Source organism: Streptomyces toyocaensis, from assembly GCF_000725125.1.
Lineage (GTDB): Bacteria > Actinomycetota > Actinomycetes > Streptomycetales > Streptomycetaceae > Streptomyces > Streptomyces toyocaensis.
In genome coordinates this window covers 33787-58263 of record NZ_JFCB01000024.1, presented here as the reverse complement: position 1 = coordinate 58263, position 24477 = coordinate 33787, and the positions used below count along the sequence as shown (strand labels likewise).

The window sequence follows — 24477 nt, the reverse complement described above, 5'->3', positions numbered from 1 at the left end:
TTGGGCACTGATCGCCGTGGGGCGGGGGGTCGTCGGCCCGCTTCAGGCCGTACGTGGCTGGTCGCGCAGTTCCCCGCGCCCCTGTGGGGCGCGTCGCCATCGCCGCCCGTTCACCTGCCCGGGTTCGTCGCCGATGACGTAGCGGACCCTGCGGCCGTGGACGCGGCGCGCGGGGGCACGGCAGCCGCGGGGGCGGCAGCCGCGCGCGAGGCGCGCATACGGGTCCCTGGCCGTCAGGGTCAGCGGGAGAGTCATCGCGGCCAAGCCTACCGGTGGATCAGCCGCGACCGTGTCGCAGTGCCGGGTGTTCGCCCGCCGCGACCAGGTCGGAGACGGCCGTCCTCGGGTCCTTCCCGGTGACCAGGGACTCGCCGACCAGGACCGCGTCGGCGCCGCTGTTGGCGTAGGCGATGAGGTCGTGCGGGCCGCGGACGCCGGACTCGGCGACCTTGACCAGGTGGGCGGGGATCTCGGGGGCCACCCGCTCGAAGGTGCCCCGGTCGACCTCCAGGGTCTTCAGGTTGCGCGCGTTGACCCCGATGACCTTGGCGCCCGCGTCGACCGCGCGCTCGACCTCGTCCTCGTCGTGGACCTCGACGAGCGGGGTGAGCCCGATGGACTCGGCGCGCTCGATCAGCGACTCCAGGGCCACCTGGTCGAGCGCGGCCACGATCAGCAGGGCCAGGTCGGCGCCGTACGCGCGTGCCTCCCAGAGCTGGTACGAGGTGACGATGAAGTCCTTGCGCAGCACGGGGATGTCCACGCGCGCGCGGACGGCCTCCAGGTCGGCCAGCGAGCCGCCGAAGCGGCGCTCCTCCGTGAGGACGGAGATGACGGCGGCACCGCCCGCCTCGTAGTCGGCGGCGAGGCCCGCCGGATCGGCGATCGCGGCCAGCGCGCCCTTGGACGGGCTGGAGCGCTTGACCTCGCAGATCACCTTGACGCCGTCACCGCGCAGGGCGGCCACGCCGTCCTTGGCCGCGGGGGCCTTCGCCGCGCGCTCCTTGAGCTCGTCGAGGCTGACGCGCGCCTGCCGCTCCGCGAGGTCGGCACGGACTCCGTCGATGATCTCGTCGAGCACACTCACGCGAGCGGCCCCCTTCCTGCCTGACGGTCGGACTTTCGATGGTCACTGCGATGGTATCCGCAGCGGGGCGGATGCCCCGCATCCGGCCGACGCCGGTCCCAGTACCCGGACCTGCGCCGTTGATCAAGGATGCAACCAGCCGCCGAACGGCAGGTTCCGGACCACGGTGAAGACCAGCAGCAACGCTCCCAGCGACCACAGGAGCGCCGGGGGCGGGTCGATCCGCAGCGGCCTGCCGCGCACCGTGCGGACCACCCAGACGGTCCACAGCACGGCGAGGCCCGCATAGCCGAGGACGGCGGGGGCGTTGGCCTGGAGCGCCGCCAGGAGGTCGCCGTGCACGACGGCGTGCGCGCTGCGCAGTCCGCCGCAGCCGGGGCAGTACAGGCCGGTGAGGCGCAGCAGCGGGCAGGCGGGGTAGTGGCCCGGCTCGTTGGGGTCCACGGCCCCGACGTAGGCGAAGGCTCCGGCGACGGCCGCGAGGGCGGCGGCGGGGACGGCCAGCCGGGCCGCCCTGCCGCGGGGCACGCTGGGACGGGGGGCGTTCACGCTGTGCATTGTGCCCCGGCCACGGGGCAGGGGCGGTGCCGGCTGCGCCGCGCGGGCCGCCGCCCCTGTCCGGACCGCTCCGTGCTCGCTCAGCCCTCGGCGTGGGCCGGCGCGCGCTCGCCGGTGAGCTGGTGCACCGGGTGGGCGTCCTTCGGCTGGCCCATGCCCATCGCACGCATGATGACGCCGACGACACCGCCGAGAAGAACGACGCCCATGCTCGCCCAGAAGCCCACCGGCTGGTCCATCACCATGAACGCGCCACCGGCGCAGAAACCGATGAAGGCGATGATGACACCGGTCCAGGCGGCCGGGGTGTGACCGTGGTTGCTGCCCGCCATTGCTTGCTCCTCGTTGCTGAGTACGTGTCTGAGCAGGGCGCTCCCCCACATTGTCCCGCACGCGCCCGGGCCGGGTGACCGGGGGTGCCGGACGGGCGTGCCGCCCGCTGCCGCCCTCAGGCCCCGGTCGGGTCCTCGCCCCGGTCGAGCGCCTTCCAGAGGTCCTCCGGCCGGTCCGGGGCGGCGGGCGCGGGCCTGCGGCGCGGACGTGGCGCCGCACCGTCGCGCTCGTAGCGGCCGGACATGGCCGGCCACAGCCGCCCGTAGCGCACCGCCAGGAGGCCCGCCACCAGCAGCAGCGCACCGCCCACGGCGGCGACGTACGGCCAGGCCGTGTGGCTGAGGGCGTCCACCGTCGCCGACGTGTCCCCGGACGCCTTGGCCGCCTGTTCGTCGAGCGCCGCGCTGTCGGACGTCCCGAGCAGCGCCGCCGTGACGATGCCCGCGCCGGAGAGGGCGAGCAGCGCGGCGACGGCGAGGCGGCCGGCCCGGCGGACGGCGAAGACGGCGACGAGCGCGGCCAGCCCCACCACGGCCAGGGCGGCGGGGACGCCGGTGACGTCGCTGCCCCGGGCGGTCAGGGGGAACGCGCCGCCGGCCACCGTCGCGGTGCCCTCCGACCACTGCTGCCGGGAAGCGAGCAGGGCCACGGCCGCGCCGAGGGCGCCGCAGAACAGGGCGGCGGCGAGGCTGAGACGGCCGGTCCGGGCGGAGCCGGCGGCCTCGGAACGGGGGGTGGGTACGGCAGTCACGACATCCACTATCGCCTGAACCCCGGGCGAACCGTCACCCGGGGTTCGTCTCAGGCCTTTCCCAGCCGGTTCGCCGTGTGCACGGCGCGCAGGACGGCCGCCGCCTTGTTGCGGCACTCGGTGTCCTCGGCGACCGGGTCGGAGTCGGCGACGATTCCCGCCCCCGCCTGCACGTACGCGGTGCCGTCGCGCAGCAGGGCGGTACGGATGGCGATGGCCGTGTCGGAGTCGCCGGCGAAGTCGAGGTAGCCGACGCAGCCGCCGTACAGCCCGCGCCGGGACGGTTCGAGTGCGTCGATGATCTGCATCGCGCGCGGCTTGGGCGCGCCGGAGAGCGTGCCGGCCGGGAAGCAGGCGGTGAGCACGTCGAAGGCGGTGCGGTCGTCGGTGACGCGGCCGGTGACCGTCGAGACGATGTGCATGACGTGCGAGTACCGCTCGACGGACATGAAGTCGACGACCTCGACGGAACCGGGTGCGCAGACCCGTCCGAGGTCGTTGCGGCCCAGATCCACGAGCATGAGGTGCTCGGCGCGCTCCTTGGGGTCGGCGAGCAGTTCGTCGGCGAGGGCCTGGTCCTCCCGCGGGGTGGCGCCGCGGTGCCGGGTGCCGGCGATGGGGTGCACCATGGCCCGCCCGTCCTCGACCTTCACCAGGGCCTCGGGGGACGAGCCGGCCACGTCGAAGCCGTCGAAGCGGAACAGGTACATGTACGGCGACGGGTTGGTGGCGCGCAGCACCCGGTAGACGTCCAGGGCGCTCGCCGTGCACGGGGTCTCGAACCGCTGCGAGGGCACGACCTGGAAGGCCTCGCCCGCGCGGATGCGTTCCTTGACGTCCTCCACGGCCCGCCGGAAGTCGGGGCCGCCCCACAGCGCGGTGTACCCGGGCAGTTCGGAGGGGGGCAGCACGGCCGGCGGCTGGGCCACCGGGCGGGCGAGGTCGGCCTCCATCGCGTCCAGGCGGGCCACGGCGTCGGCGTACGCCTCGTCGACGCCGGTCTCCAGGTCGTTGTGGTTGATCGCGTTGGCGATCAGCCAGACGGAGCCCTCCCAGTGGTCCATGACGGCGAGGTCGCTGGTGAGCAGCATGGTCAGCTCGGGCAGTCCCAGGTCGTCCCGCCCACCGGGGCCGATCCTCTCCAGGCGGCGCACGATGTCGTAGCCGAGGTAGCCGACCATGCCGCCGGTGAAGGGCGGCAGGCCCAGGTCGTGGGCGAGGTCGCGCGGGGTGTGCAGGGCCTGCAGGGTGGCGCGCAGCGCGGCGAGCGGGTCGCCGTCGACGGGGACGCCGACGGGCGGGGTGCCGTCCCAGTGCGCCTGCCCGTCGCGTTCGGTGAGGGTGGCGGCGCTGCGGACGCCGACGAAGGAGTAACGGGACCAGGACCTGCCGTTCTCCGCGGACTCCAGCAGGAAGGTGCCGGGGCGCTCCCCGGCGAGCTTGCGGTAGAGGGCGACCGGGGTGTCGCCGTCGGCGAGGAGCTTGCGGGTGACCGGGACGACCCGGCGGTCGGTGGCGAGCTTGCGGAAGGTCTCGAGGTCCATGGCGGCAGACCCTACTGATCCGAGGAGGGGGCGTCCGCCGGCAGGACGTCGGCGTCGAAGCAGGTACGGGCACCGGTGTGGCAGGCGGCGCCCACCTGGTCGACCTTGACCAGCACGGTGTCGGCGTCGCAGTCCAGGGCGACCGACTTCACCCACTGGTAGTGGCCCGAGGTGTCCCCCTTGACCCAGTACTCCTGGCGGCTGCGCGACCAGTAGGTGCAGCGGCCGGTGGTCAGCGTGCGGTGCAGCGCCTCGTCGTCCATCCAGCCCAGCATCAGCACCTCCCCGGTGTCGTACTGCTGGGCGATGGCGGGCAGGAGACCCTCGGGGCTGCGCTTGAGCCGCGCGGCGATCTCCGGGTCGAGGCGGCTGGACGGAGCGCTGGGGCGCGAAGCGCCTCCGTGAGGGGTGGCGGCCGGGCGACGGGCGGGCGTGCTGGTCATGCGGACCATTGTGACGCGTCCCGGCCGCCCGGCCCGGACCATGTCCACTGGGCGGACCCGGCGCCCGGCCGTAGGCTGGCTCCCATGTCGACCCATGCCAAGCGTGAACGACTTCTCCTGGCCGATCTGCTCCAGACCACGGGGCCCGAGGCCCCCACCCTCTGCGAGGGCTGGACCACCCGGGACCTCGCCGCCCACGTGGTGGTGCGCGAACGCCGCCCCGACGCGGCCGGCGGGATGCTCGTCAAACAGCTCGCGCCGCGCCTGGAGCGGGTGATGGCGGAGTTCACCGCCAAGCCGTACGAGGACCTGATCCAGCTGATCCGGACCGGTCCCCCGCGCTTCTCGCCCTTCTCGCTCAAGCAGATCGACGAACTGTCGAACATCGTCGAGTTCTACGTGCACACCGAGGACGTCCGCCGGGCCCAGCCCGAGTGGACACCCCGGGAGCTGGACCCGGTGTTCCAGGACGCCCTGTGGTCACGCCTGGAGCGCTCCGCGCGCCTGATGGGCCGCGGGGTCCCCACGGGTCTGGTGCTGCGCCGTCCGGACGGCCAGACGGTGGTGGCCCATCGCGGGACCCCGGTGGTCACGGTGACCGGGGAGCCGTCCGAGCTGGTGCTGTTCGCCTACGGGCGGCAGAGCGCGGCCAAGGTCGGGCTGGACGGCGACGAGAACGCGATCAGGAAGCTGCGGGAGACCGAACAGCTCGGCATCTGATCCGGGCGGCCGCGCGGCGAGGGCGTCCACGTCGTCCAGGACCCGCGGGAGCAGGGCCCGGTGATCACGGTGGTCCTGGACGACACGGTGGGCGACCTCGTCCGGCCTGCGCAGCCCGTGGGCCGGGCCTCACCGCACCAGGTGACCGGCTTCCCGCAGCGTGTCCTTGACCTGGCCGATGCGCAGGTCGCCGAAGTGGAAGACCGACGCGGCCAGCACCGCGTCCGCGCCGGCCGCGACGGCGGGCGGGAAGTCGGCGAGCTTTCCGGCGCCGCCGGAGGCGATCACGGGCACGGTGACGTGCCCCCGGACGGCGGCGATCATCTCCAGGTCGTAGCCGTCCTTGGTGCCGTCGGCGTCCATGGAGTTGAGCAGGATCTCACCCGCGCCCAGCTCGGCGGCGCGGTGCGCCCACTCCACGGCGTCGATGCCCGTGCCGCGGCGGCCGCCGTGCGTGGTGACCTCGAAGGAGCCGGACCCGGTGCGGCGGGCGTCGACGGAGAGGACGAGGACCTGCCGGCCGAAGCGCTCGGCGATCTCGCGGATGAGCTCGGGCCGTGCGATGGCGGCGGTGTTCACGCCGACCTTGTCGGCGCCCGCGCGCAGCAGCCTGTCCACGTCCTCGGCGGTGCGGACGCCGCCGCCCACCGTGAGCGGGATGAACACCTGCTCGGCGGTGCGGCGCACCACGTCGTAGGTGGTCTCGCGGTTGCCCGACGAGGCCGTGATGTCCAGGAACGTCAGTTCGTCGGCGCCCTCGGCGTCGTACACCTTGGCCATCTCGACGGGGTCGCCCGCGTCGCGCAGGTTCTGGAAGTTGACGCCCTTGACGACCCGGCCGTCGTCCACGTCCAGGCAGGGGATGACTCGGACCGCCAGGGTCATGAATCCACGGCTCCTCTGAATGCTTCGAGTTCCACTGAGACCAGTACGCGCGAGTCGACGAAGCCCTCGACCACCAGGAGGGTGGTGACCGGGCGCACCGAGTCGAACAGCTCCTTGTGCGCGCGGCCGGCCGCGTCGACGTCCCGCGCGTGGGCGAGGTGCAGGCGCGTGCGGATCACGGACCCGATGCCGAGCCCGAATTCGCCGATCGCCTCCAGCGCGTTGGCGAAGGCCGTCCTGGCCTGCTCGTACGGGTCGCCCTCGCCGTACAGCACCTCGCCCCGGAACGCGGTCGTCCCCGCCACCAGGACGCGGTCACCCGCCGCCACGGCACGTGCGAAGCCGAAGGCCTCCTCCCAGGGGTTCCCGCTCTGCACGCGCCGCACGGCATCCGACGTCATCGGTCTGTGTCCTTGTTCAAGAGGTGGCCTCCAGGGCCTCTTCCAGGGTGAACGCCTTGGCGTACAGGGCCTTCCCCACGATGGCGCCCTCGACGCCGAGCGGGACGAGTCCGGCGATGGCACGCAGGTCGTCGAGGGAGGAGACACCGCCGGAGGCGACCACCGGGCGGTCGGTGGCGGCGCAGACGTTCTTCAGCAGCTCCAGGTTGGGGCCCTGGAGGGTGCCGTCCTTGGCGATGTCGGTGACGACGTAGCGGGCGCAGCCCTCCTTGTCGAGGCGCTCCAGCGTCTCGTAGAGGTCGCCGCCGTCGCGGGTCCAGCCGCGGCCGCGCAGGGTGGTGCCGCGTACGTCGAGGCCGACGGCGATCTTGTCGCCGTGCTCGGCGATGACCCGGGCGACCCACTCGGGCGTCTCCAGGGCGGCGGTGCCGAGGTTGACGCGCGTGCAGCCGGTGGCGAGGGCGGCGGCGAGGGTGTCGTCGTCGCGGATGCCGCCGGACAGCTCCACCTTGATGTCCATCGCCCCGGTGACCTCGGCGACGAGCGCGCGGTTGTCGCCGGTGCCGAACGCGGCGTCCAGATCGACCAGGTGCAGCCACTCGGCGCCGGCGCGCTGCCAGGCGAGGGCGGCCTCGAGCGGGGAGCCGTACGAGGTTTCCGTCCCGGACTCGCCGTGCACGAGGCGGACGGCCTGGCCGTCGCGGACGTCGACGGCGGGGAGGAGTTCGAGCTTGGCCATGTCTCTACAGGGTTCCGATCCAGTTGGTGAGGAGCTGGGCACCGGCGTCGCCGGACTTCTCGGGGTGGAACTGCGTGGCCCACAGGGCGCCGTTCTCCACGGCCGCCACGAAGGGCTCGCCGTGGGTGGACCAGGTGACCAGCGGGGCGCGCATCGCCGGGTTCGTGGTCTGAAGGGTCCAGTCGTGGACGGCGTAGGAGTGCACGAAGTAGAAGCGTGCGTCCGCGTCGAGGCCGGCGAACAGCTCGGAGCCGGCCGGGGCGTCCACGGTGTTCCAGCCCATGTGGGGCACGATCTGTGCCCGGAGCGGTTCGACCGATCCGGGCCACTCGTCGAGGCCCTCGCTCTCCACGCCGTGCTCGATGCCGCGCGCGAAGAGGATCTGCATGCCGACGCAGATGCCCATGACCGGGCGGCCGCCGGACAGCCGGCGGTCGACGATCCAGTCGCCCCGGGCCTCCTTGAGGCCCTTCATGCAGGCGGCGAAGGCGCCGACGCCGGGTACCAGCAGCCCGTCGGCGTTCATGGCCCGGTCGTAGTCGCGGGTGATCTCGACGTCGGCTCCCGCGCGGGCGAGGGCCCGCTCGGCGGAGCGGACGTTGCCGAAGCCGTAGTCGAAGACCACGACCTTCTTGGTGGTGCTCAAGGCCTCACACCTCCAGGTACAGAAGGCCCGTGCCGATGCACAGCGCGGCGCCGACGGCGAGCAGCACGACGAGGCCCGTGGGCATCTTCTGCTTGACGAAGGAGATGATCCCGCCGACGAAGAACAGGCCGACGACGATCAGGACGGTGGACAGACCGTTCATGCCTACAGCGCGCCCTTCGTGGAGGGCAGGATGCCGGCCGCGCGGGGGTCCCGCTCGGAGGCGTAGCGCAGGGCGCGGGCGAGGGCCTTGAACTGGCACTCCACGATGTGGTGCGCGTTGCGCCCGTAGGGCACGTGCACGTGCAGCGCGATCTGGGCCTGGGCGACGAAGGACTCCAGGATGTGCCGGGTCATCGTCACGTCGTACGCGCCGATCATCGGCGCCATGTTCTCGGGCTCGGTGTGCACGAGGTAGGGGCGTCCGGACAGGTCGACGGTGACCTGGGCGAGGGACTCGTCCAGCGGGACCGTGCAGTTGCCGAAGCGGTAGATGCCCACCTTGTCGCCGAGCGCCTGCCGGAACGCGGCGCCGAGCGCGAGGGCGGTGTCCTCGATGGTGTGGTGGGAGTCGATGTGCAGGTCGCCCTCGGTCTTCACGGTCAGGTCGAACAGACCGTGCCGGCCGAGCTGGTCGAGCATGTGGTCGTAGAAGCCGACCCCGGTGGAGATCTCGGTCCTGCCGGTGCCGTCGAGGTCGATCTCGACCAGGACGGACGTTTCCTTGGTGGTGCGTTCCACACGTCCTACGCGGGTCATGCGCTCTGCTCCTTCTTCAACTGACGTACCGCGTCGAGGAACGCGTCGTTCTCTTCGGGGGTTCCGGCGGTGACCCGAAGCCATCCGGGCACGCCGTTGTCCCGGACCAGGACGCCCCGGTCGAGGATCTTCCGCCAGGCGGCGTGGGAGTCCTCGAACCGTCCGAACTGGACGAAGTTCGCGTCGGACTCGGTGACGTCGTAGCCGAGGGCGCGCAGTTCGGCGACCAGCCGGTCCCGCTCCGCCTTCAGCTGCTCGACGTACTTCAGCAGCGTGTCGGTGTGTTCGAGGGCGGCAAGCGCGGTCGCCTGGGTGACGGCCGACAGGTGGTACGGCAGCCGGACCAGCTGGACGGCGTCGACGACCGCCGGGTGGGCGGCGAGGTAGCCGAGGCGCAGTCCCGCCGCGCCGAACGCCTTCGACATGGTGCGGGAGACGACGAGGTGCGGGCGTCCGTCGAGCAGCGGGAGCAGCGACTCGCCGTGGCTGAACTCGACGTACGCCTCGTCGACGACCACCATCGACGGCTTGGCTGCCTGGGCGGCCTCGTACAGCGCGAGGACCGTCCGGGCCGGGACGGCGTTGCCGGTGGGGTTGTTGGGGGTGGTGACGAAGACGACGTCGGGTCGGTGCTCGGCGATCGCCTCCCGCGCGGCGGGCAGGTCGATGCCGAAGTCCTCGCCCCGCGGCCCGGAGATCCAGCCGGTGCCGGTCCCGCGCGCGATGAGGGCGTGCATCGAGTACGAGGGTTCGAAGCCGATGGCCGTGCGGCCCGGTCCGCCGAAGGTTTGCAGCAGTTGCTGGATGACCTCGTTGGAGCCGTTGGCGGCCCAGACGTTCTCGGCGGAGACCGGGTGGCCGGCCGTCCTCGTCAGGTATGCGGCCAGCCCGGTGCGCAGTTCGACCGCGTCCCGGTCGGGGTAGCGGTTGAGGTGCCGGGCGGCCTCCCGGACCCGCTCGGTGATCCGCTCGACCAGCGGCTCGGGCAGCGGGTAGGGGTTCTCGTTGGTGTTCAGCCGGACGGGGACGTCCAGTTGGGGCGCGCCGTAGGGGGACTTGCCGCGCAGCTCGTCCCGTACGGGGAGGTCGTCGATTCCGAAGCTCACGTGTTCTCAGGCACCTTCCAGCCACGCGACATCTGTTCGTCTCCGACGAACCTCGCCTTGATCGCCGCGCCGTGCGCGGGCAGGTCCTCCGCCTCCGCCAGCGTGACCACGTGGTGCGCGACCTCGGCCAGCGCGTCCCGCGTGTAGTCGACGATGTGGATGCCGCGCAGGAAGGACTGGACGGACAGGCCCGAGGAGTGGCAGGCGCAGCCGCCGGTGGGCAGGACGTGGTTGGAGCCGGCCGCGTAGTCGCCGAGGGAGACCGGGGACCAGGGGCCGACGAAGATCGCGCCCGCGTTGCGCACCCGGTCGGCGACCGCGGCGGCGTCGGCGGTGTGGATCTCCAGGTGCTCGGCGCCGTAGGCGTCGACGACGCGCAGGCCCTCGTCGAGGCCGTCGACCAGGACGACGGCGGACTGGCGGCCCGTGAGGGCCGGGACGATCCGGTCGTCGACGTGCTTGGTCGCCTCGACCTGCGGCCGCAGTTCCTTCTCCACCGCGTCCGCCAGCTCCGCGGAGTCGGTGACCAGGACGGCGGCGGCCAGCGGGTCGTGCTCGGCCTGGCTGATCAGGTCGGAGGCCACGTGCACCGGGTCGGCGGTGGAGTCCGCGAGGATCGCGATCTCGGTCGGGCCGGCCTCGGCGTCGATGCCGATGCGGCCGGTGAAGTAGCGCTTGGCGGCGGCGACCCAGATGTTGCCGGGGCCGGTGACCATGTTCGCGGGAGGGCAGGACTCGGTGCCGTGGGCGAACATCGCGACGGCGGTGGCGCCGCCGGCGGCGTAGACCTCGTCGACGCCGAGCAGCGCGCACGCGGCGAGGATCGTCGGGTGCGGCAGCCCTCCGAAGTCGGCCTGGGCCGGGGAGGCCAGCGCGACGGACGGGACACCGGCCTCCTGGGCGGGCACCGCGTTCATGATCACGGAGGACGGGTAGACGGACCGGCCGCCGGGCGCGTACAGCCCCACGCGGTCGACCGGGACCCACTTCTCGGTGACCGTGCCGCCGGGCACGACCTGGGTGGTGTGGGTGCCGCGGCGCTGCTCGCGGTGGACGAGCCGGGCGCGGCGGATGGACTCCTCGAGGGCGGCGCGCACGGCCGGGTCGAGTTCCTCCAGGGCGCGCGTGAGCGCGGCCGCCGGGACCCGCACCTGGTCGAGCCGGACGCCGTCGAACCGCTCGGCGAAGTCGATCAGCGCCGCGTCGCCCCGATGATGCACGTCCTCGCAGATGGGCCGCACCTTCTCCAGGGCGGCCGCGACGTCGAAGTCGGCTCGGGGCAGCAGGTCGCGCAGGGCGGCACCCTCGGGGAGGGCGTCGCCGCGCAGATCGATTCGTGAGATCACGTGCTCAATTCTCTCAGACCCGCGCCGTGGGACGTCCGCCCGTCCCAGTGGCTGATACGTCACCCCCTCGGTGACGGTACGCGCACATTGTCGAGATCCTCTTCACTTTCCGTGTTCAACACGTCACCGCACCGGGCATGAACGGCTGTACGAAGAGATGAACCGGCGAGTAGAGGGGGAGGAGGGGAGTTCCGTGACCGAGGGGGTGGGACCGGGCGGCGGAGAACCGCCGGAGGACCTGACCGCCACGGAGGCAGGGATGTGGCAGGCCTTCCGCAACGGCAGTGTGTACGACCTGAGCAGCGGCGACACGGTCGTCGACGATCCGCACGGGGGACATCCGTGGGGACCTGAGCGGACGGTGCGGGCGCGCGTGGTGTGCTGGCTGCTGCTGGACGGCCCGCCCGCGCTGGCCGGCCGGGTCTCCTCCCTGAAACTGGTCGGGGTGTTGATCAGCGGCGTACTGGATCTGGCCGGGGGCACCGTGGAGCCCTACATGGAGATGCGCGGCTGCCGCTTCGAGCGGGACGTGCTGCTGCCGGAGGCCCGCTTCACGACCGTGCGGATGGTGGACTGCTCGATACCGCGCCTGGAGGCGGCCCGGCTGAGCACCGAGGGTGATCTGCATCTGCCGCGCTGCCGGTTCCTGGGCGGCATACGGCTCACCGACGCCCGGATCGGCACGGACCTGCTGCTCAACCAGGCGATCGTGCACCGGGACCGCAGCGGCCGCTCGATAGCCGCCGACGGCATGAACGTCGGCCAGGACCTCCAGGCGGAGATGCTGGAGTCGCACGGCGAACTGAGCCTGCGCAGTGCGACGATCGGCGTCTCGCTGAGCCTGCGCGGCGCGCGCCTGGGCGACCCGCACACCCGGCTCGCGCTCAACGCGCCGCAGCTGACCGTGGAGCGCTCGCTGTATCTGACGCCGGCGGGGGTGGGCGCCCACGCGCGGAGCGGGATGACACCGGCGCGCGGGACGCGGATCCAGCGGTTCGAGTGCGAGGGCGGGGTGCGGCTGGACGACGGGCGGTTCGGGGACGCGGTCGACTTCGAGGGGGCGCGGTTCACCTTCACCGACGAGCAGGAGCTGTCGCTGCGCCGGGTGCAGACACCCGAGCTGCGTTTCCTCGGGGAGCGGCCCGCCCGTGGGCGGGTGGTGCTGTCGGGGGCGCGGGTGGTGAACCTGGTGGACCGGGCGGACAGCTGGCCCGGCCCCGGCCGGCTGCACATGGGCGGCTTCGCCTACGAGAACCTGGTCCCCCGCGGCCCGTTCCCGCTGGCGCTGCGGCTGCGCTGGGTGGACGCGGCGAGCGCCGAGTACAACCCGGAGCCGTACGAGCGGCTGGCCGCCGTGCTGCGGGAGGGCGGGGAGGACGAGGACGCCCGGGAGGTGCTGCTCGCCAAGCAGCGGCGCCGCCGCGAGAGCCTGCCGCCGGCGGCCAAGCTGTGGGGCTACGCGCAGGACTGGACGGTCGCCTACGGGTACCGGCCGGGCCGGGCCGCGGTGTGGATGGCGGTGCTGTGGGCGGCCGGTTCGCTGGCCTTCGCCCGTGCCGACCACCCGCCGCTGAAGAGCGGCGAGCATCCGGACTGGAACCCGGCGCTGTTCGCGCTGGACCTGCTGCTGCCGGTGATCGACCTGGGCCAGGTGGGATTCTGGCAGCTCCGCGGCGGCTGGCAGTGGCTGTCGGCCGCGTTCGTCCTGCTGGGCTGGATCCTGGCGACGACGGTGGCGGCGGGGGCGACCCGGACGCTGCGTCGCACATGATCCGTCCGCGCCCGTGACCGGCGGGCCGCCGGGGCCCGCGCTCCCCGGGGGGAGCGGCTGTTTTTGCCGGGCCTTGACCGAACCCCGTACAACCTTCCGTGACTTCCGCGCGACCTCTGGCGCCGCCGTGACCTGCGGTCTTTCAATGGTCGACACCATGGCTCTGCTGCACGCGTTCACCCGCACGTCCCGGGTGCGAGGAAAGTCGACGGGCGCCGCGTCCCCCGTTCCCGTCGCGCTGCCCGGTGACGACGAGGTGCTCCTCGACGCACCCGACGACGCTCTCGGCCCGGCGCTCGTCGGGGCCGCCGACGGTGATCACGCGCCCGCCGCGGACCTGCTCGCCGCCACCCGGCGCACGGGGGCCTGGGAGCACCGCGACCGGTACGTCCGGCGGCTGGCCGCCTTCGCGCGCTCCCGCCCGGAGTGGCTGGAGACCTGGCGCGCCCTGGACCCGCGCCATCCCGACGTGCTGCTGGTGGACGCGCAGCGGGCGGTGGACCGCGCCTGGGACTCACCGGCGCGTGCCGAGCTGCTGCGCGAGGTGAGCCCGCTGATCACGGCCGCCGCCCGCGCGGACAACCGGGACCCGGTGCCGTGGCGGCTCGCGCTGGACCACGCCCGCGGCACGCGCGCCGGCCACACCTACGTCGAGGAGCTGTGGGAGGCGGCGGTCCGGCGCGCCCCGCACCACCACGGCTGTCATGTGGCGGCGCTGCGCTACCTGGCGTCCTCCTGGCACGGTTCCCACCGGGAGTGCCTCGACTTCGCGGACCGGGCCGCGCAGGACGCGCCGGAGGGCTCGTTCACGCAGGCGCTGCCGCTGCGGGCGGCGTACGGCTATCTGACGGACGGCTGCGGGCCCGAGGTGCCCCGGGAACGGCTCGACGCCGCGGCCGACCGCGCCGCCGCCCTGTCCGCCCGGCTGCCGGCGGGCCGGCCCTGGCCGGCCGAGCAGCGCAACCTGCTGACCTACGTCCTGGTGCGCCTGGAGCGCTGGCAGGACGCGCTCGAGCAGCTGCGTCTGACCGGCCCCTACGCCACGTCCTTCCCCTGGGACCGGGGTGCGGAGGACCCGCTCGGGCGGTTCCTGGAGGTGCGCCGGGACGTGCGCGCCGCGGTCGCCTCAGGCTCCCCCGCGGCCGGACCGGGTGGCTCCGTACCGGTCCTCGGCCGTCCGGGAAGTGGGCGGGGCGGGCGACTCCGCCCCGGCGACCATTAGGCTTTTGCGTCGTGACCACCGTCCGGCTCCCGCTCTTCCCCCTGAACACCGTGCTGTTCCCGGGGCTCGTGCTCCCGCTCAACGTCTTCGAGGAGCGCTATCGCGCCATGATGCGCGAGCTGCTGAAGACCCCGGAGGACGAGCCGCGGCAGTTCGCCGTCGTGGCGATCCGCGACGGCCACGAGATCGCGCCGAGCGCCCCCGGCCTGCCCGGTCCGACCGCCGAGCCCGACCGGGGGCCGGCGGCCGGCTTCGGCCCGGACCCGATCCGGGCCTTCCACAAGGTGGGCTGTGTGGCCGACGCGGCGACGGTCCGGGAGCGTGCCGACGGCACCTTCGAGGTGCTGGCGACGGGCACGACCCGGGTGCGGCTGCTGTCGGTCGACGCCTCGGGGCCGTTCCTGACGGCCGAGCTGGAGCCGGTGGAGGAGGATCCCGGTGAGGAGTCCGGGCCGCTCGCGGAGGGGGTGCTGCGGGCGTTCCGGCAGTACCAGAAGCGGCTGGCGGGCGCGCGGGAGCGGTCGCTGGCGACCGGTGCGGACCTCCCGGACGAGCCGGGAGTGGTCTCCTACCTGGTCGCCGCCGCGATGATGCTGGACACGCCGACGCGGCAGCGTCTGCTCCAGGCACCGGACACCGCCTCCCGGCTCCGCGACGAGCTGAAACTCCTTCGCACGGAGACGGCCGTCATCCGTAATCTGCCGTCGTTGCCGGCGTCGGAACTGACGCGCGGCCCGACGAGTCTCAACTGACCCACGAGTGTCTGGGGTGCCGAGCCGGAATGGCGAAGAAGTCCAGGAAGCAGCAGCCGGGAGGAACTCCCGCGACGGTGGCGCTCACCGCGGCCGGGGTGCCGTTCACGGTGCACTCCTACGACCACGACCCCTCCCACCCGTCGTACGGCGAGGAGGCGGCCGAGGCGATGGGGGTCTCGCCGGACCGGGTGTTCAAGACGCTGGTGGCGGACGTCGACGGGGCGCTGACGGTGGCGGTGGTCCCGGTGGCGGGCCGGCTGGACCTGAAGGCCCTCGCGACGGCGGTCGGCGGCAAGCGGGCGGCGATGGCCGACCCGGCGCTGGCGGAGCGCACGACCGGGTACGTGCGCGGCGGGATCTCGCCGCTGGGCCAGCGCAAGAGGCTTCGGACGGTCCTGGACGCGTCGGCCGCACGGCACGAGACGATCTGCGTCTCGGCCGGCCGCCGCGGCCTGGAGGTCGAACTCTCCCCGGAGGACCTGACGAAGCTGACGTCGGCGACCTCGGCCCCGATCGGGCGGGTCTAGCCGCGCGACCGCGAGTCCGGTTCCGGCCGGCGAGGACAGGCCCGGCGCCGGCGCCCCGGCCCGGCCACCCTGCGGCTCAGGCTGTCAGTCGTGCCTCCCGCAGTGCCTCACGCGCCTGCGGAGCGGCCCGGCGAACGGTTCACGGCGCGGCCGGGCGGGCAGCAGGGCCGACCGCCACACCGCCCGCGGCCCCCGGGGCGGGAGACTACGCCGTCCCTCGTGGTGCGTACGGTTCCGCCGGGGGGAAGGGCTCGGGGTCCCGCGGCCCGAACAGCGCCGTCAGGCCCAGGTGCAGCACCAGCGCCGCGAACGGCCATGCCAGCAGTGCCCCCTTCGCGCTCAGCTTCAACGGCGCGTCGAAGGTCACGCCCTCGCCGACGCTCCGGGCCTGGGCGATCACGTCCTGCGCCGGCCCGAGCCACACCCCCAGCCGCCACGCCAGTACCGACCCCAGCAGCCCTCCCGCCGCCAGCGCCACCACCAACGGCACGCCACCGCGCCGGCGGACCAGGAACACGACCAGCGCGCTCACCGCGCCGAACGCCAGAGCGAGGAGCGTGAACGTGCCGTCCACCCCGACACCCTGCTCGCCCTCGGAGTCCTTGAGGTAGACGGCCCAGTTGCCGCGGACCACGTCACCCACCAGCGGCACACGCGGCGCCAGCCACCACCACAGCACCCCGAGCAGCGCCCCGCCGAGCGCCACCGCCACCGCGGTCACGGCGGCCTCCCGCAGTTCCTTCTTCATCCCGGGGCCGTCCTGTTCGTCCCACCAGCCGTGCCGGGGAGACCCGGCGTGCCCGGCCGTCCCGGCGTGCCGGCCCGAGGCGGCCGCGGACCCGTCGGACGGCGGCTGCCACGCGTCCTGCGCGGAATGCTCGTGCGGGGGCGGTGGTGGTGTCAGAGGAGCGCTCACCCTGCCATCGTGCCAGGCCCGGCTGTGCGGCGCGTCACCGGACGGCTGCCCTGCGGTACGCCCAGGTCGCCACGGCCAGCGAGATCACGCCGACGCCCCCGCACACGGCGAGGTCACCGAGCACACGGGCCCAGTCGGGGTCCGGTCCGAAGGTCCGCGCGAAGGCCTCGACGCCGTACGTCGACGGCAGGAGGTCCCGGGCGAGACGCACCGCCTCCGGCATCCGCTCCGGCGGCAGCACGCCCAGCAGCAGTGCCGCGGACATGCCGAGCTGGCCGAGCAGGGTGGCCAGCTCCGGCCGGGGCGCGAGCAGGCCGAGGGCCGCTCCGAGCCCGGCGAGCGCGGCGCCCGCGAGCGGGATCACCGCGATCAGGATCCACAGGTGGGCCAGCGGCAGCCCGAACAGCGCGCAGCCGAAGACGGCGGTCACGGCCGTTCCGGGCGCGGTGAACGACGCGTAGGCACCCGCCGTGCCCAGCACCACGGCCGCCGGCGGCACGGGCAGGGTCGCGTAGTGGTCGAGGCCGCCGCTGGCCCGCAGCTGGCCGAAGTACTGGGCGAGGAGGTTCAGCGCGACGAACGCGACGACCAGCACCGCCGAGCCGGCGACCACGGCCTGCGCCTCGCCGCCGCCGTCCACGACCCCGCGCATCAGGATCATGATGCCGACCGACTGGAACGTCGCCACGAACAGCAGCGGGATCCGCGCGACCCGGGCCCGGGACAGCTGCGCCCGGTACACGGCGGCGAGCGACGGCCACATCCGTGCCCGGGGGCCGAGCTCGGCCGCTTCCGGCGCGGTCCCCTCCGCGGCGGGGGCGCCGCCCGGCAGGACATCGGCGGGTACGGCACTCACGACGTGCTGCTCTCCTTCGCTCGGAGGGTCACCCGGATCCGCTCCGGCGGTCGCCCTGTTGCGCACGGACGACGCGGCCCGTGTCCTCACGCCTTCACCAGTCCCTGCCGTACGGCGCCGCCCAGCGCCAGGTAGACGTCCTCCAGGCTGGGCGTGGCCAGCGTGAAGTCGTCCAGGGCGGCGAAGGCGGCGCCGCCGGTGACGGTGGCGACGACCGTGCGGGCCTCCTCGGGCGCCAGCCGCAGGGTCCACCGGCGGCCGGACTCGACGACCCGGTCCCGCAGCGCGGCGACCTCGGGCACGTGCAGGGGTGCGGCCTCGCGCCACACCAGGTCGACCCGGACCTCGCCGGCGACCTGTTCCTTGAGCCCGGCCGGGGTGTCGCAGGCGATGACCCGGCCGCGGTCGAGCACCGCGACCCGGTCGAGGACGGTCTCGGCCTCGATGACGTTGTGGGTGACCAGCAGGACGGTCGAACCGTGCTCGGCGCGGCGCCGGTCGACGGCGGACCACACCGCGCGCCGGGCCACCGGGTCCATGCCGGTGGTGGGCTCGTCGAGCACGAGCAGGGGGCGCTCCCCCACCAGCGCGGCGGCGAAGCAGGCGAGCCTGCGCTGGCCCCCGGAGAGCTTCTTCAGCGGGCGCCCGGCGAGCGGGGCGAGCCCCAGTTCGTCCAGGACATCGTCCCGCTCGGCCCGTGCCCGGCGCACGTCGAGCCCGCGCAGCCGGCCGGTGGTCTCGGCGGCGAGGGACACGGTCAGCTCGTCGAGGGCGCTGGACTCCTGGCCGAGGTAGGCGAGGATGCGTGAGGCCCGCTCGGGGTGGCGCACGATGTCGTGGCCGAGTATCTCCACGCTCCCGCTGTCCGGCCGCATCAGGCCGGTCAACTGGCGCACGAGGGTGGACTTGCCGGCGCCGTTCGGTCCGAGCAGGCCGAAGATCTCACCGCGCCGGATGTCGAGCGTCACGTCGTCGGTGGCCCGGACCTCGGGTGTGGAGGGAACCCCGCGCCGGCCGCGCACCGCCGGATAGGTCTTGGTCAGGCCGCGCACCGCGCACACGGCACCACCACGGTGCCGGGGTGCCTCTGCCGCGCGCGTATTCACAAGGGACGAGCCTACGGGGTCGGGAAGCCCGGCGGCTCCTCGGGGCGCTCTCCTGCCGCGCGTCCCGCGCCTCCGGAGCGGGCTCCGGCCGGAGCCCCGGGGAATCGTCCGCTCGCTCACCGTGTTCACCCGTCGTCCGCGCGAACGACCGACGAGGAGCCGACATGACCGACGAACCCGCTGTCCGGGAACTGCGCCTGGTGGTCACGGCCGCCGACTACGAGGCGGCGCTGCACTTCTACCGCGACGTCCTGGGGCTGCCCGAGCGTGCGGCGTTCTCGTCCCCCGACGGCCGGGTCACCATCCTCGAGGCGGGGCGGGCCACCCTTGAGCTGACCGATCCGAACCACGCCGCCTTCATCGACGAGGTGGAGGTCGGGCGGCGGGTGGCCGGTCACGTCCGGGTCGCCTTCCAGGTCGACGACGCCGTCGCCACCACCTCGAAGCTCGCCGCCGCCGGGGCCGAGGTGGTCGCCGAGCCGACCCGCACCCCCTGGAACTCGCTGAACTCGCGGCTCGAAGGCCCGGGCGCGCTCCAGCTGACCCTCTTCACCGAACTCGGCGACTAGGGCGTTCACCGGGGGGCGGGGCGGCGGCGCCGCTCACTCCCCGGCGGGGGCCCGTTCCGTGCCGGTGCGCTGGTCGAGTTCCCGCCAGAAGCCCGCCCGGATGGCGTAACGGTCGCGTTCGTCGATCTGGTCGTCCTTGTGGGCGAGGAGGCCGAAGCGGGCCGCGTAGCGCAGGAGCTCGCCGTCGATGCGGTGGGGGACGCGGGGGTACATGGCAGACAGTTTCTGCAGGTGGCTCTGGTCGCCGAGGCGCTCCACCCAGCGCCGGGCGAAGACCTGACCCACCTCGAAGGGATCCCCGCCGACGGTGGTGATGTCCTCCTCGCGGTCGGCCCACCGCTGCTCCGCCGTGGTGAGCTGGGCGAGCGTCGGCATGGACGCGGCCTCGGGCGGCTCGGCGACGGGCCGGTCGACCCATCCCTTGTCGGAGGACCACCGCAGCGTCGCGGAGGCGGGCTGCGGGGGCTGGTGCGGGCCCGGGCTGCGCAGCGCGGCCAGGTCCTTCGGGGTGGGGACGCCCTTCGCCGTCGGCGCCCGCTCGGCGGTGCCGTTGTGCGCCGCGGCCGGGTGCTGGGGCTCCCGCGCGGTCCGCTCGGCCGTCGCGGTGAGCGCGGAGTCCGGCAGCGGGGCGGAGAGGATCGCGGCGATCTCGGGCCGCGGAACGGGCGGCGGCGCGCACACGCCGGTGTGCTCCCTGGCCCGGACGGCCCGGGTGATCCACGCCCGGTCCAGCACCCGGCGTTCGTCGGCCTCGGCGACCAGGTCCTCGGACTGGTTGTAGTCGCCGTCGGCGGCCTGCACGGCCCACAGGTGGACGGCCACGCCGTGTTCCTTCGCCGCCATCATGCCCGGCAGCAGATCACCGTCACCGGTGACCAGGACGACGTCGGAGCAGGCGCGGTTGCGGGCCAGCTCGGTCAGCTCGGCGTGCATCGCGGCGTCCACGCCCTTCTGCGCCCATCGGCCGTCGCTGCGGGTGAGCGCACCGAGCCGGACGGTGACCCGCGGCATCACGCGCAGCCTGCGGTGCTCGGGCTGCGGAACGCGGTCGGGGGCGCCGTCGAACCAGTAGATGCGCAGCAGCGGTTGCCGGGTGTCGTTCTCGGCGCGCTCGCGCAGCCCCTGGATGAGGGCGGTGTGGTCGACGGTGATGCGGGACCGCGACGGCTCCCCGGCGAGGAGACTGGCGGCGGCCCCCAGCAGATACCCGGCGTCCACCAGGACGATGCAGCGGTCCACGCGATCCACCCTCTTTCCGGGAGGTTTGCTTCGGGCTTGCTTCGAGTCTGCCCGACCGCGCCGGGGTTAACGGCCCGGACTCGATCTTCGGCGTGGCGTTTCCTCACTTCCTCCCCCGACCACCCCGTCACGGACGGTAATTGTCCGACATGCGTGGGTTATCGGGCTGTGTGAATCTGGTTCCGGCCCTGGCCCCTAGTCCCCCACAGGAGGCATCACCATGGCCAAGAACAAGAACCGTGACCGTAAGCAGAGCCAGGCCGAGCGCACCCCGCGCGCGGCGCAGTCGTCCGCGATGGAGACGCCGGACGAGCAGCGCACCACGCCGGTCATGACCGGCGAGGTCGGCCCCGGCAAGGGCCGGCGGAAGCGCTTCGGCCACAACTGACGTCTGCGTGACGGGCCGTCGCGGCTCAGGACATGACGAGGGGCGCACCCACCGCAGGGTGCGCCCCTCACGCGCGTCCGCCGGAGGCGGTCGCTAGCCCGCCAGGCAGGACGGCCCGAGGAGGACCTTCAGGTCGCCGAAGAGGGCGGGATCCGGCTTGACCCGGTGCCGGTCGAGGCGCAGCACCGTCGTCTTCGTGGGCCCCTGGAGCTTGATGCGGACCTCGCTGTCGCCCTTGTGGTGCGTGAGGATCTCACCGAGCCGGCTGACCATCGGCGGGGTCACGCGTGTCGCCGGGATGGTGAGCACCACCGGCGCGTTGGCGCCCGCGTTGGACAGGTCGGGGATCATCAGCTCCATCGCGACCAGCCGCGGCACGTCCTCCCGCTTGTCGAGCCGGCCCTTGACGAAGACCACGGCGTCCTCGACGAGTTGCGTCGAGACGAGCTGGTACGTCGCCGGGAAGAACATGCACTCGATGGAGCCCGCGAGGTCCTCCACCGTCGCGATCGCCCACGCGTTGCCCTGCTTGGTCATCTTGCGCTGGAGGCCCGAGATGATCCCGCCGATGGTGACCACGGCGCCGTCGCCGAAGTCCCCGCCGGTGAGCTGTGAGATGCCCGCGTCGGCCTTGTCGGACAGCACGTGCTCCAGGCCGAACAGCGGGTGGTCGGACACGTACAGGCCGAGCATCTCGCGCTCCTGCGCGAGCAGGTACGTCTTGTCCCACTCGTCGTCGGTGAAGGTGACGTCGAGACCGAAGCCGGGCTCGCTGGTCTCCTGCTCTCCCATGCCGCCGAAGAGGTCGAACTGTCCCTCGGCCTCCTTGCGCTTCACCGCGACCACGTTGTCGATCATCGGCTCGTACTGCGCGGTGAGGCCCTTGCGGGTGTGCCCCATGGAGTCGAAGGCGCCGGCCTTGATCAGTGACTCCGTGGTCCGCTTGTTGCAGACGACCGCGTCGACCTTGTCGAGGTAGTCCGGGAAGGAGGTGTACTTCCCCTTGGCCTTGCGGCACTTGATGATCGACTCGACGACGTTGGTGCCGACGTTGCGCACCGCGGACAGGCCGAAGAGGATCACGTCGTCGCCCTGCGCGGCGAAGTTGGACTCGGACTCGTTGACGTTGGGCGGGAGCACCTTGATGCCCATGCGGCGGCACTCGTTGAGGTAGACCGCGGACTTGTCCTTGTCGTCCTTCACCGAGGTGAGCAGCGCGGCCATGTACTCGGCCGGGTGGTTCGCCTTCAGATAGGCGGTCCAGTACGACACCAGTCCGTACGCGGCGGAGTGGGCCTTGTTGAACGCGTAGCCGGCGAACGGCACCAGTACGTCCCACAGCGCCTGGATGGCCTCGTCGCTGTAGCCGTTGTTGCGGGCGCCGGCCTGGAAGATGGTGAAGTTCTTCGCCAGTTCCTCGGGCTTCTTCTTACCCATCACGCGGCGGAGGATGTCGGCCTCGCCGAGCGAGTAGCCGGCGATGATCTGGGCGGCCTTCTGCACCTGCTCCTGGTAGACGATCAGGCCGTAGGTGACGTCCAGGACCTCCTTGAGCGGGGCCTCCAGCTCGGGGTGGATGGGTGTGATCTCCTGCTGGCCGTTCTTGCGCAGGGCGTAGTTGGTGTGCGAGTTCATGCCCATCGGGCCCGGCCGGTACAGGGCCGACACGGCGGAGATGTCCTCGAAGTTGTCCGGCTTCATCAGCCGGAGCAGCGAGCGCATCGGTCCGCCGTCGAACTGGAACACGCCGAGCGTGTCGCCGCGCTGGAGCAGCTCGAAGGTCGTGGGGTCGTCCAGGGGCAGCGACAGCAGGTCGATGTCGATGCCCTTGTTGGCCTTCACCATCTTGACGGCGTCGTCCATGATGGTCAGGTTGCGCAGGCCGAGGAAGTCCATCTTCAGCAGGCCGAGCGACTCACAGCTCGGATAGTCCCACTGCGTGATGGTCACGCCGTCGGTGTGCCGGACCCAGACCGGGACGTGGTCGGTGATGGTCTCGCTGGACATGATCACGCCCGCCGCGTGCACGCCCATCTGCCGGACCAGGCCTTCCACACCGCGCGCGGTGTCGATGACCTTCTTCACGTCCGGCTCGTTCTCGTACATCCCGCGGATCTCGCCGGCCTCGGAGTAGCGGGGGTGGTTCGGGTCCGTGATGCCGGACAGCGGGATGCCCTTGCCCAGGACGTCGGCGGGCATCGCCTTGGTGAGCCGGTCGCCCATCGCGTACGGGTAGCCCAGCACGCGCGCGGAGTCCTTGATCGCGTTCTTGGCCTTGATGGTGCCGTAGGTGCCGATCATGGCGACCTTGTCGGCGCCGTACTTCTCCGTCACGTACCGGATCACCTCGACGCGCCTGCGCTCGTCGAAGTCGATGTCGACGTCGGGCATGGAGATGCGCTCGGGGTTGAGGAACCGCTCGAAGATCAGGCCGTGCGGGATCGGGTCGAGGTCGGTGATGCCGAGGGCGTAGGCGACGATCGAGCCGGCCGCGGAGCCGCGGCCCGGGCCGACCGCGATGCCCTGCTTCTTCGCCCACATGATGAAGTCGGCGACCACGAGGAAGTAACCCGGGAAGCCCATCGAGATGATGGTGTCCATCTCGTACTCGACCTGCTTCATGCGGTCGTCCGGGATGCCGTCCGGGAAGCGGCGCTGCATGCCGCGCATGGTCTCCTCGCGGAACCAGCTGACCTCCGTGTACCCCTCCGGGATGTCGAAGCGGGGCATCAGGTCGCGCTTTTCGAACATGCCCGTGGTGTCGGCCATCTCGGCGATCAGCCGGGTGTTGGCGCAGCCCTGCTGCCAGGCGTCCGAGGAGTCGATGGCGTACATCTCGTCGGTGGACTTGAGGTAGTAGCCGGTGCCGTCGAACTTGAAGCGGTCCGGGTCGGAGAGGTTCTTGCCGGTCTGGATGCACAGCAGCGCGTCGTGGGCACCCGCCTCGTGCGCGTAGGTGTAGTGCGAGTCGTTCGTCACCAGCGGGGGGATGCCGAGCTTCCGGCCGATCTCCAGCAGGCCGTCGCGGACCCGGTGCTCGATCTCGATGCCGTGGTCCATCAGCTCCAGGAAGTAGCGTTCCTTGCCGAAGATGTCCTGGTAGTCGGCGGCCGCCCTGAGTGCCTCGTCGAAGTGGCCGAGACGCAGCCGGGTCTGCACCTCGCCGGAGGGGCAGCCGGTGGAGGCGACGATGCCCTCGGACCACTTCGCGATGGTCTCCTTGTCCATCCGGGGCCACTTCTGCAGCCAGCCCTCGGCGTACGCGTCGGAGGAGAGCCGGAAGAGGTTGTGCAGGCCGGTGCTGTTCACCGCCCACATCGTCTTGTGGGTGTAACCGCCGGAGCCGGAGACGTCGTCCCGCTTCTGGTGCGGCTGGCCCCACTGGATCTTGCGCTTGTTGCGCCGGGACTCGGGTGCGACGTACGCCTCGATCCCGATGATCGGGGTGACCCCGGCCTTCTGGGCGGAATGGAAGAAGTCGTACGCCCCGTGCAGGTTGCCGTGGTCGGACATGGCGATGTGCGTCATGCCCATCTCGTTGCAGGCGTTGAACATGTCCTTCAGCCGCGCGGCACCGTCCAGCAGCGAGTACTGGGTATGGACGTGCAGGTGCGTGAACGGCGGCTTCGACACGGTGCGGCCTCCAGGAAGAACTCTCGGCGACGGGCGGGCGGACAGTCCGGGCACAGCGTCGAAGTCTATGCCCCGGGACTGACACGCGGGGGCCGCCGCGACGTACCTTCGGGCGGTGGCGCGGGCACTCCCGTGGCCGGTCACGCGTTAGGCAGGGGACGGCCAGCCGTCCCGAGA

General features: G+C 72.7%; 27 protein-coding genes. 7 read left to right on the top strand and 20 right to left on the bottom strand.

The window, feature by feature from the left end; genetic code table 11:
* Nucleotides 1-42: 42 nt before the first annotated feature.
* The 7 genes from trpM to hisI all read right to left on the bottom strand — a co-directional run bounded on the left by trpM (nucleotide 43) and on the right by hisI (nucleotide 4716).
* Nucleotides 43-255 (bottom strand): tryptophan biosynthesis modulator TrpM, encoded by a 213-nt coding sequence (gene trpM / locus BU52_RS33970; protein ID WP_078903410.1) that lies wholly within the window; start codon nucleotides 253-255, stop codon nucleotides 43-45.
* Nucleotides 256-277: 22 nt separating this feature from the next.
* The gene (gene trpC, locus BU52_RS23315; protein WP_037937629.1) at nucleotides 278-1087 is read right to left on the bottom strand and encodes an indole-3-glycerol phosphate synthase TrpC; all 810 of its coding nucleotides are present in this window, start codon (nucleotides 1085-1087) and stop codon (nucleotides 278-280) included.
* A gap of 123 nt (nucleotides 1088-1210) precedes the next feature.
* Nucleotides 1211-1645: a DUF2752 domain-containing protein gene (locus BU52_RS23310; protein ID WP_037937628.1), complete on the bottom strand. Its 435-nt coding sequence runs from the start codon at nucleotides 1643-1645 to the stop codon at nucleotides 1211-1213.
* An 80-nt stretch (nucleotides 1646-1725) separates the two neighbouring features.
* The gene (locus BU52_RS23305) at nucleotides 1726-1977 is read right to left on the bottom strand and encodes an HGxxPAAW family protein (protein ID WP_037937625.1); all 252 of its coding nucleotides are present in this window, start codon (nucleotides 1975-1977) and stop codon (nucleotides 1726-1728) included.
* Nucleotides 1978-2093: 116 nt separating this feature from the next.
* The gene (locus BU52_RS23300) at nucleotides 2094-2738 is read right to left on the bottom strand and encodes a TIGR02234 family membrane protein (RefSeq protein ID WP_037937623.1); all 645 of its coding nucleotides are present in this window, start codon (nucleotides 2736-2738) and stop codon (nucleotides 2094-2096) included.
* Between the two features lie 41 nt (nucleotides 2739-2779).
* Complete coding sequence (locus BU52_RS23295; protein ID WP_037937620.1) at nucleotides 2780-4273, bottom strand: anthranilate synthase component I; 1494 nt, start codon at nucleotides 4271-4273, stop codon at nucleotides 2780-2782.
* 11 nt (nucleotides 4274-4284) lie between these two features.
* Nucleotides 4285-4716, bottom strand: a complete 432-nt coding sequence (hisI, locus tag BU52_RS23290) for a phosphoribosyl-AMP cyclohydrolase (RefSeq protein WP_037937731.1) — start codon at nucleotides 4714-4716, stop codon at nucleotides 4285-4287.
* A gap of 84 nt (nucleotides 4717-4800) precedes the next feature.
* On the opposite strand from hisI, the gene BU52_RS23285 reads away from it, so the two are divergent.
* A complete protein-coding gene (locus tag BU52_RS23285) occupies nucleotides 4801-5436 on the top strand; it encodes a TIGR03085 family metal-binding protein (protein WP_037937619.1) in 636 nt (211 codons plus the stop codon).
* Between the two features lie 129 nt (nucleotides 5437-5565).
* Here the strand turns inward: BU52_RS23285 and hisF are convergent, their stop codons facing one another.
* Genes hisF through hisD form a run of 8 tightly spaced genes read right to left on the bottom strand, consistent with a single transcriptional unit; the run spans nucleotide 5566 to nucleotide 11318 of the window.
* Nucleotides 5566-6321 (bottom strand): imidazole glycerol phosphate synthase subunit HisF, encoded by a 756-nt coding sequence (gene hisF / locus BU52_RS23280; RefSeq protein WP_037937617.1) that lies wholly within the window; start codon nucleotides 6319-6321, stop codon nucleotides 5566-5568.
* Nucleotides 6318-6722 carry a Rid family hydrolase gene (locus BU52_RS23275; RefSeq protein WP_037937615.1) on the bottom strand — a complete coding sequence of 135 codons (405 nt, stop codon included), beginning with the start codon at nucleotides 6720-6722 and terminating at the stop codon, nucleotides 6318-6320. Before BU52_RS23275 ends, hisF begins: the two co-directional genes overlap by 4 nt.
* 16 nt (nucleotides 6723-6738) lie before the next feature.
* Complete coding sequence (gene priA / locus BU52_RS23270; protein ID WP_037937611.1) at nucleotides 6739-7461, bottom strand: bifunctional 1-(5-phosphoribosyl)-5-((5-phosphoribosylamino)methylideneamino)imidazole-4-carboxamide isomerase/phosphoribosylanthranilate isomerase PriA; 723 nt, start codon at nucleotides 7459-7461, stop codon at nucleotides 6739-6741.
* A gap of 4 nt (nucleotides 7462-7465) precedes the next feature.
* Entirely contained in the window at nucleotides 7466-8107 is a 642-nt protein-coding gene (gene hisH / locus BU52_RS23265; RefSeq protein WP_037937609.1) for an imidazole glycerol phosphate synthase subunit HisH, read from the bottom strand.
* A 4-nt stretch (nucleotides 8108-8111) separates the two neighbouring features.
* The gene (locus BU52_RS35770; protein ID WP_037937606.1) at nucleotides 8112-8270 is read right to left on the bottom strand and encodes a hypothetical protein; all 159 of its coding nucleotides are present in this window, start codon (nucleotides 8268-8270) and stop codon (nucleotides 8112-8114) included.
* A gap of 2 nt (nucleotides 8271-8272) precedes the next feature.
* Nucleotides 8273-8866, bottom strand: a complete 594-nt coding sequence (gene hisB / locus BU52_RS23255) for an imidazoleglycerol-phosphate dehydratase HisB (RefSeq protein WP_037937604.1) — start codon at nucleotides 8864-8866, stop codon at nucleotides 8273-8275.
* On the bottom strand, nucleotides 8863-9972 hold the full coding sequence (locus BU52_RS23250; protein ID WP_037937603.1) for a histidinol-phosphate transaminase: 1110 nt from the start codon (nucleotides 9970-9972) through the stop codon (nucleotides 8863-8865). The genes hisB and BU52_RS23250 overlap by 4 nt, the downstream gene beginning before the upstream one ends.
* Nucleotides 9969-11318, bottom strand: coding sequence for a histidinol dehydrogenase (gene hisD / locus BU52_RS23245; protein ID WP_037937602.1), 1350 nt, complete (start codon nucleotides 11316-11318; stop codon nucleotides 9969-9971). The genes BU52_RS23250 and hisD overlap by 4 nt, the downstream gene beginning before the upstream one ends.
* Before the next feature lie 193 nt (nucleotides 11319-11511).
* On the opposite strand from hisD, the gene BU52_RS23240 reads away from it, so the two are divergent.
* The 4 genes from BU52_RS23240 to ybaK all read left to right on the top strand — a co-directional run bounded on the left by BU52_RS23240 (nucleotide 11512) and on the right by ybaK (nucleotide 15593).
* A complete protein-coding gene (locus BU52_RS23240) occupies nucleotides 11512-13089 on the top strand; it encodes an oxidoreductase (protein WP_037937600.1) in 1578 nt (525 codons plus the stop codon).
* Between the two features lie 145 nt (nucleotides 13090-13234).
* Complete coding sequence (locus BU52_RS23235; protein ID WP_037937597.1) at nucleotides 13235-14311, top strand: hypothetical protein; 1077 nt, start codon at nucleotides 13235-13237, stop codon at nucleotides 14309-14311.
* A gap of 11 nt (nucleotides 14312-14322) precedes the next feature.
* A complete protein-coding gene (locus BU52_RS23230; RefSeq protein WP_037937595.1) occupies nucleotides 14323-15063 on the top strand; it encodes an LON peptidase substrate-binding domain-containing protein in 741 nt (246 codons plus the stop codon).
* Nucleotides 15064-15092: 29 nt separating this feature from the next.
* A complete protein-coding gene (gene ybaK, locus BU52_RS23225) occupies nucleotides 15093-15593 on the top strand; it encodes a Cys-tRNA(Pro) deacylase (RefSeq protein WP_037937594.1) in 501 nt (166 codons plus the stop codon).
* Nucleotides 15594-15798: 205 nt separating this feature from the next.
* On the opposite strand, the gene BU52_RS23220 is transcribed toward ybaK, so the two are convergent.
* The 3 genes from BU52_RS23220 to BU52_RS23210 form a co-directional block, all read right to left on the bottom strand.
* Complete coding sequence (locus tag BU52_RS23220) at nucleotides 15799-16509, bottom strand: hypothetical protein (protein ID WP_037937593.1); 711 nt, start codon at nucleotides 16507-16509, stop codon at nucleotides 15799-15801.
* 34 nt (nucleotides 16510-16543) lie between these two features.
* Nucleotides 16544-17365 (bottom strand): ABC transporter permease, encoded by an 822-nt coding sequence (locus BU52_RS23215; RefSeq protein WP_037937590.1) that lies wholly within the window; start codon nucleotides 17363-17365, stop codon nucleotides 16544-16546.
* Nucleotides 17366-17451: 86 nt separating this feature from the next.
* Nucleotides 17452-18426, bottom strand: a complete 975-nt coding sequence (locus tag BU52_RS23210; RefSeq protein ID WP_037937588.1) for an ABC transporter ATP-binding protein — start codon at nucleotides 18424-18426, stop codon at nucleotides 17452-17454.
* A 209-nt stretch (nucleotides 18427-18635) separates the two neighbouring features.
* On the opposite strand from BU52_RS23210, the gene BU52_RS23205 reads away from it, so the two are divergent.
* On the top strand, nucleotides 18636-19040 hold the full coding sequence (locus tag BU52_RS23205) for a VOC family protein (protein WP_037937586.1): 405 nt from the start codon (nucleotides 18636-18638) through the stop codon (nucleotides 19038-19040).
* Between the two features lie 33 nt (nucleotides 19041-19073).
* Here the strand turns inward: BU52_RS23205 and BU52_RS23200 are convergent, their stop codons facing one another.
* Nucleotides 19074-20279 carry an NYN domain-containing protein gene (locus BU52_RS23200; RefSeq protein WP_037937583.1) on the bottom strand — a complete coding sequence of 402 codons (1206 nt, stop codon included), beginning with the start codon at nucleotides 20277-20279 and terminating at the stop codon, nucleotides 19074-19076.
* A 220-nt stretch (nucleotides 20280-20499) separates the two neighbouring features.
* On the opposite strand from BU52_RS23200, the gene BU52_RS35765 reads away from it, so the two are divergent.
* Complete coding sequence (locus BU52_RS35765; protein WP_167343539.1) at nucleotides 20500-20667, top strand: hypothetical protein; 168 nt, start codon at nucleotides 20500-20502, stop codon at nucleotides 20665-20667.
* 93 nt (nucleotides 20668-20760) lie between these two features.
* Here the strand turns inward: BU52_RS35765 and dnaE are convergent, their stop codons facing one another.
* The gene (dnaE, locus tag BU52_RS23195) at nucleotides 20761-24300 is read right to left on the bottom strand and encodes a DNA polymerase III subunit alpha (protein ID WP_037937582.1); all 3540 of its coding nucleotides are present in this window, start codon (nucleotides 24298-24300) and stop codon (nucleotides 20761-20763) included.
* Nucleotides 24301-24477: the final 177 nt, after the last annotated feature.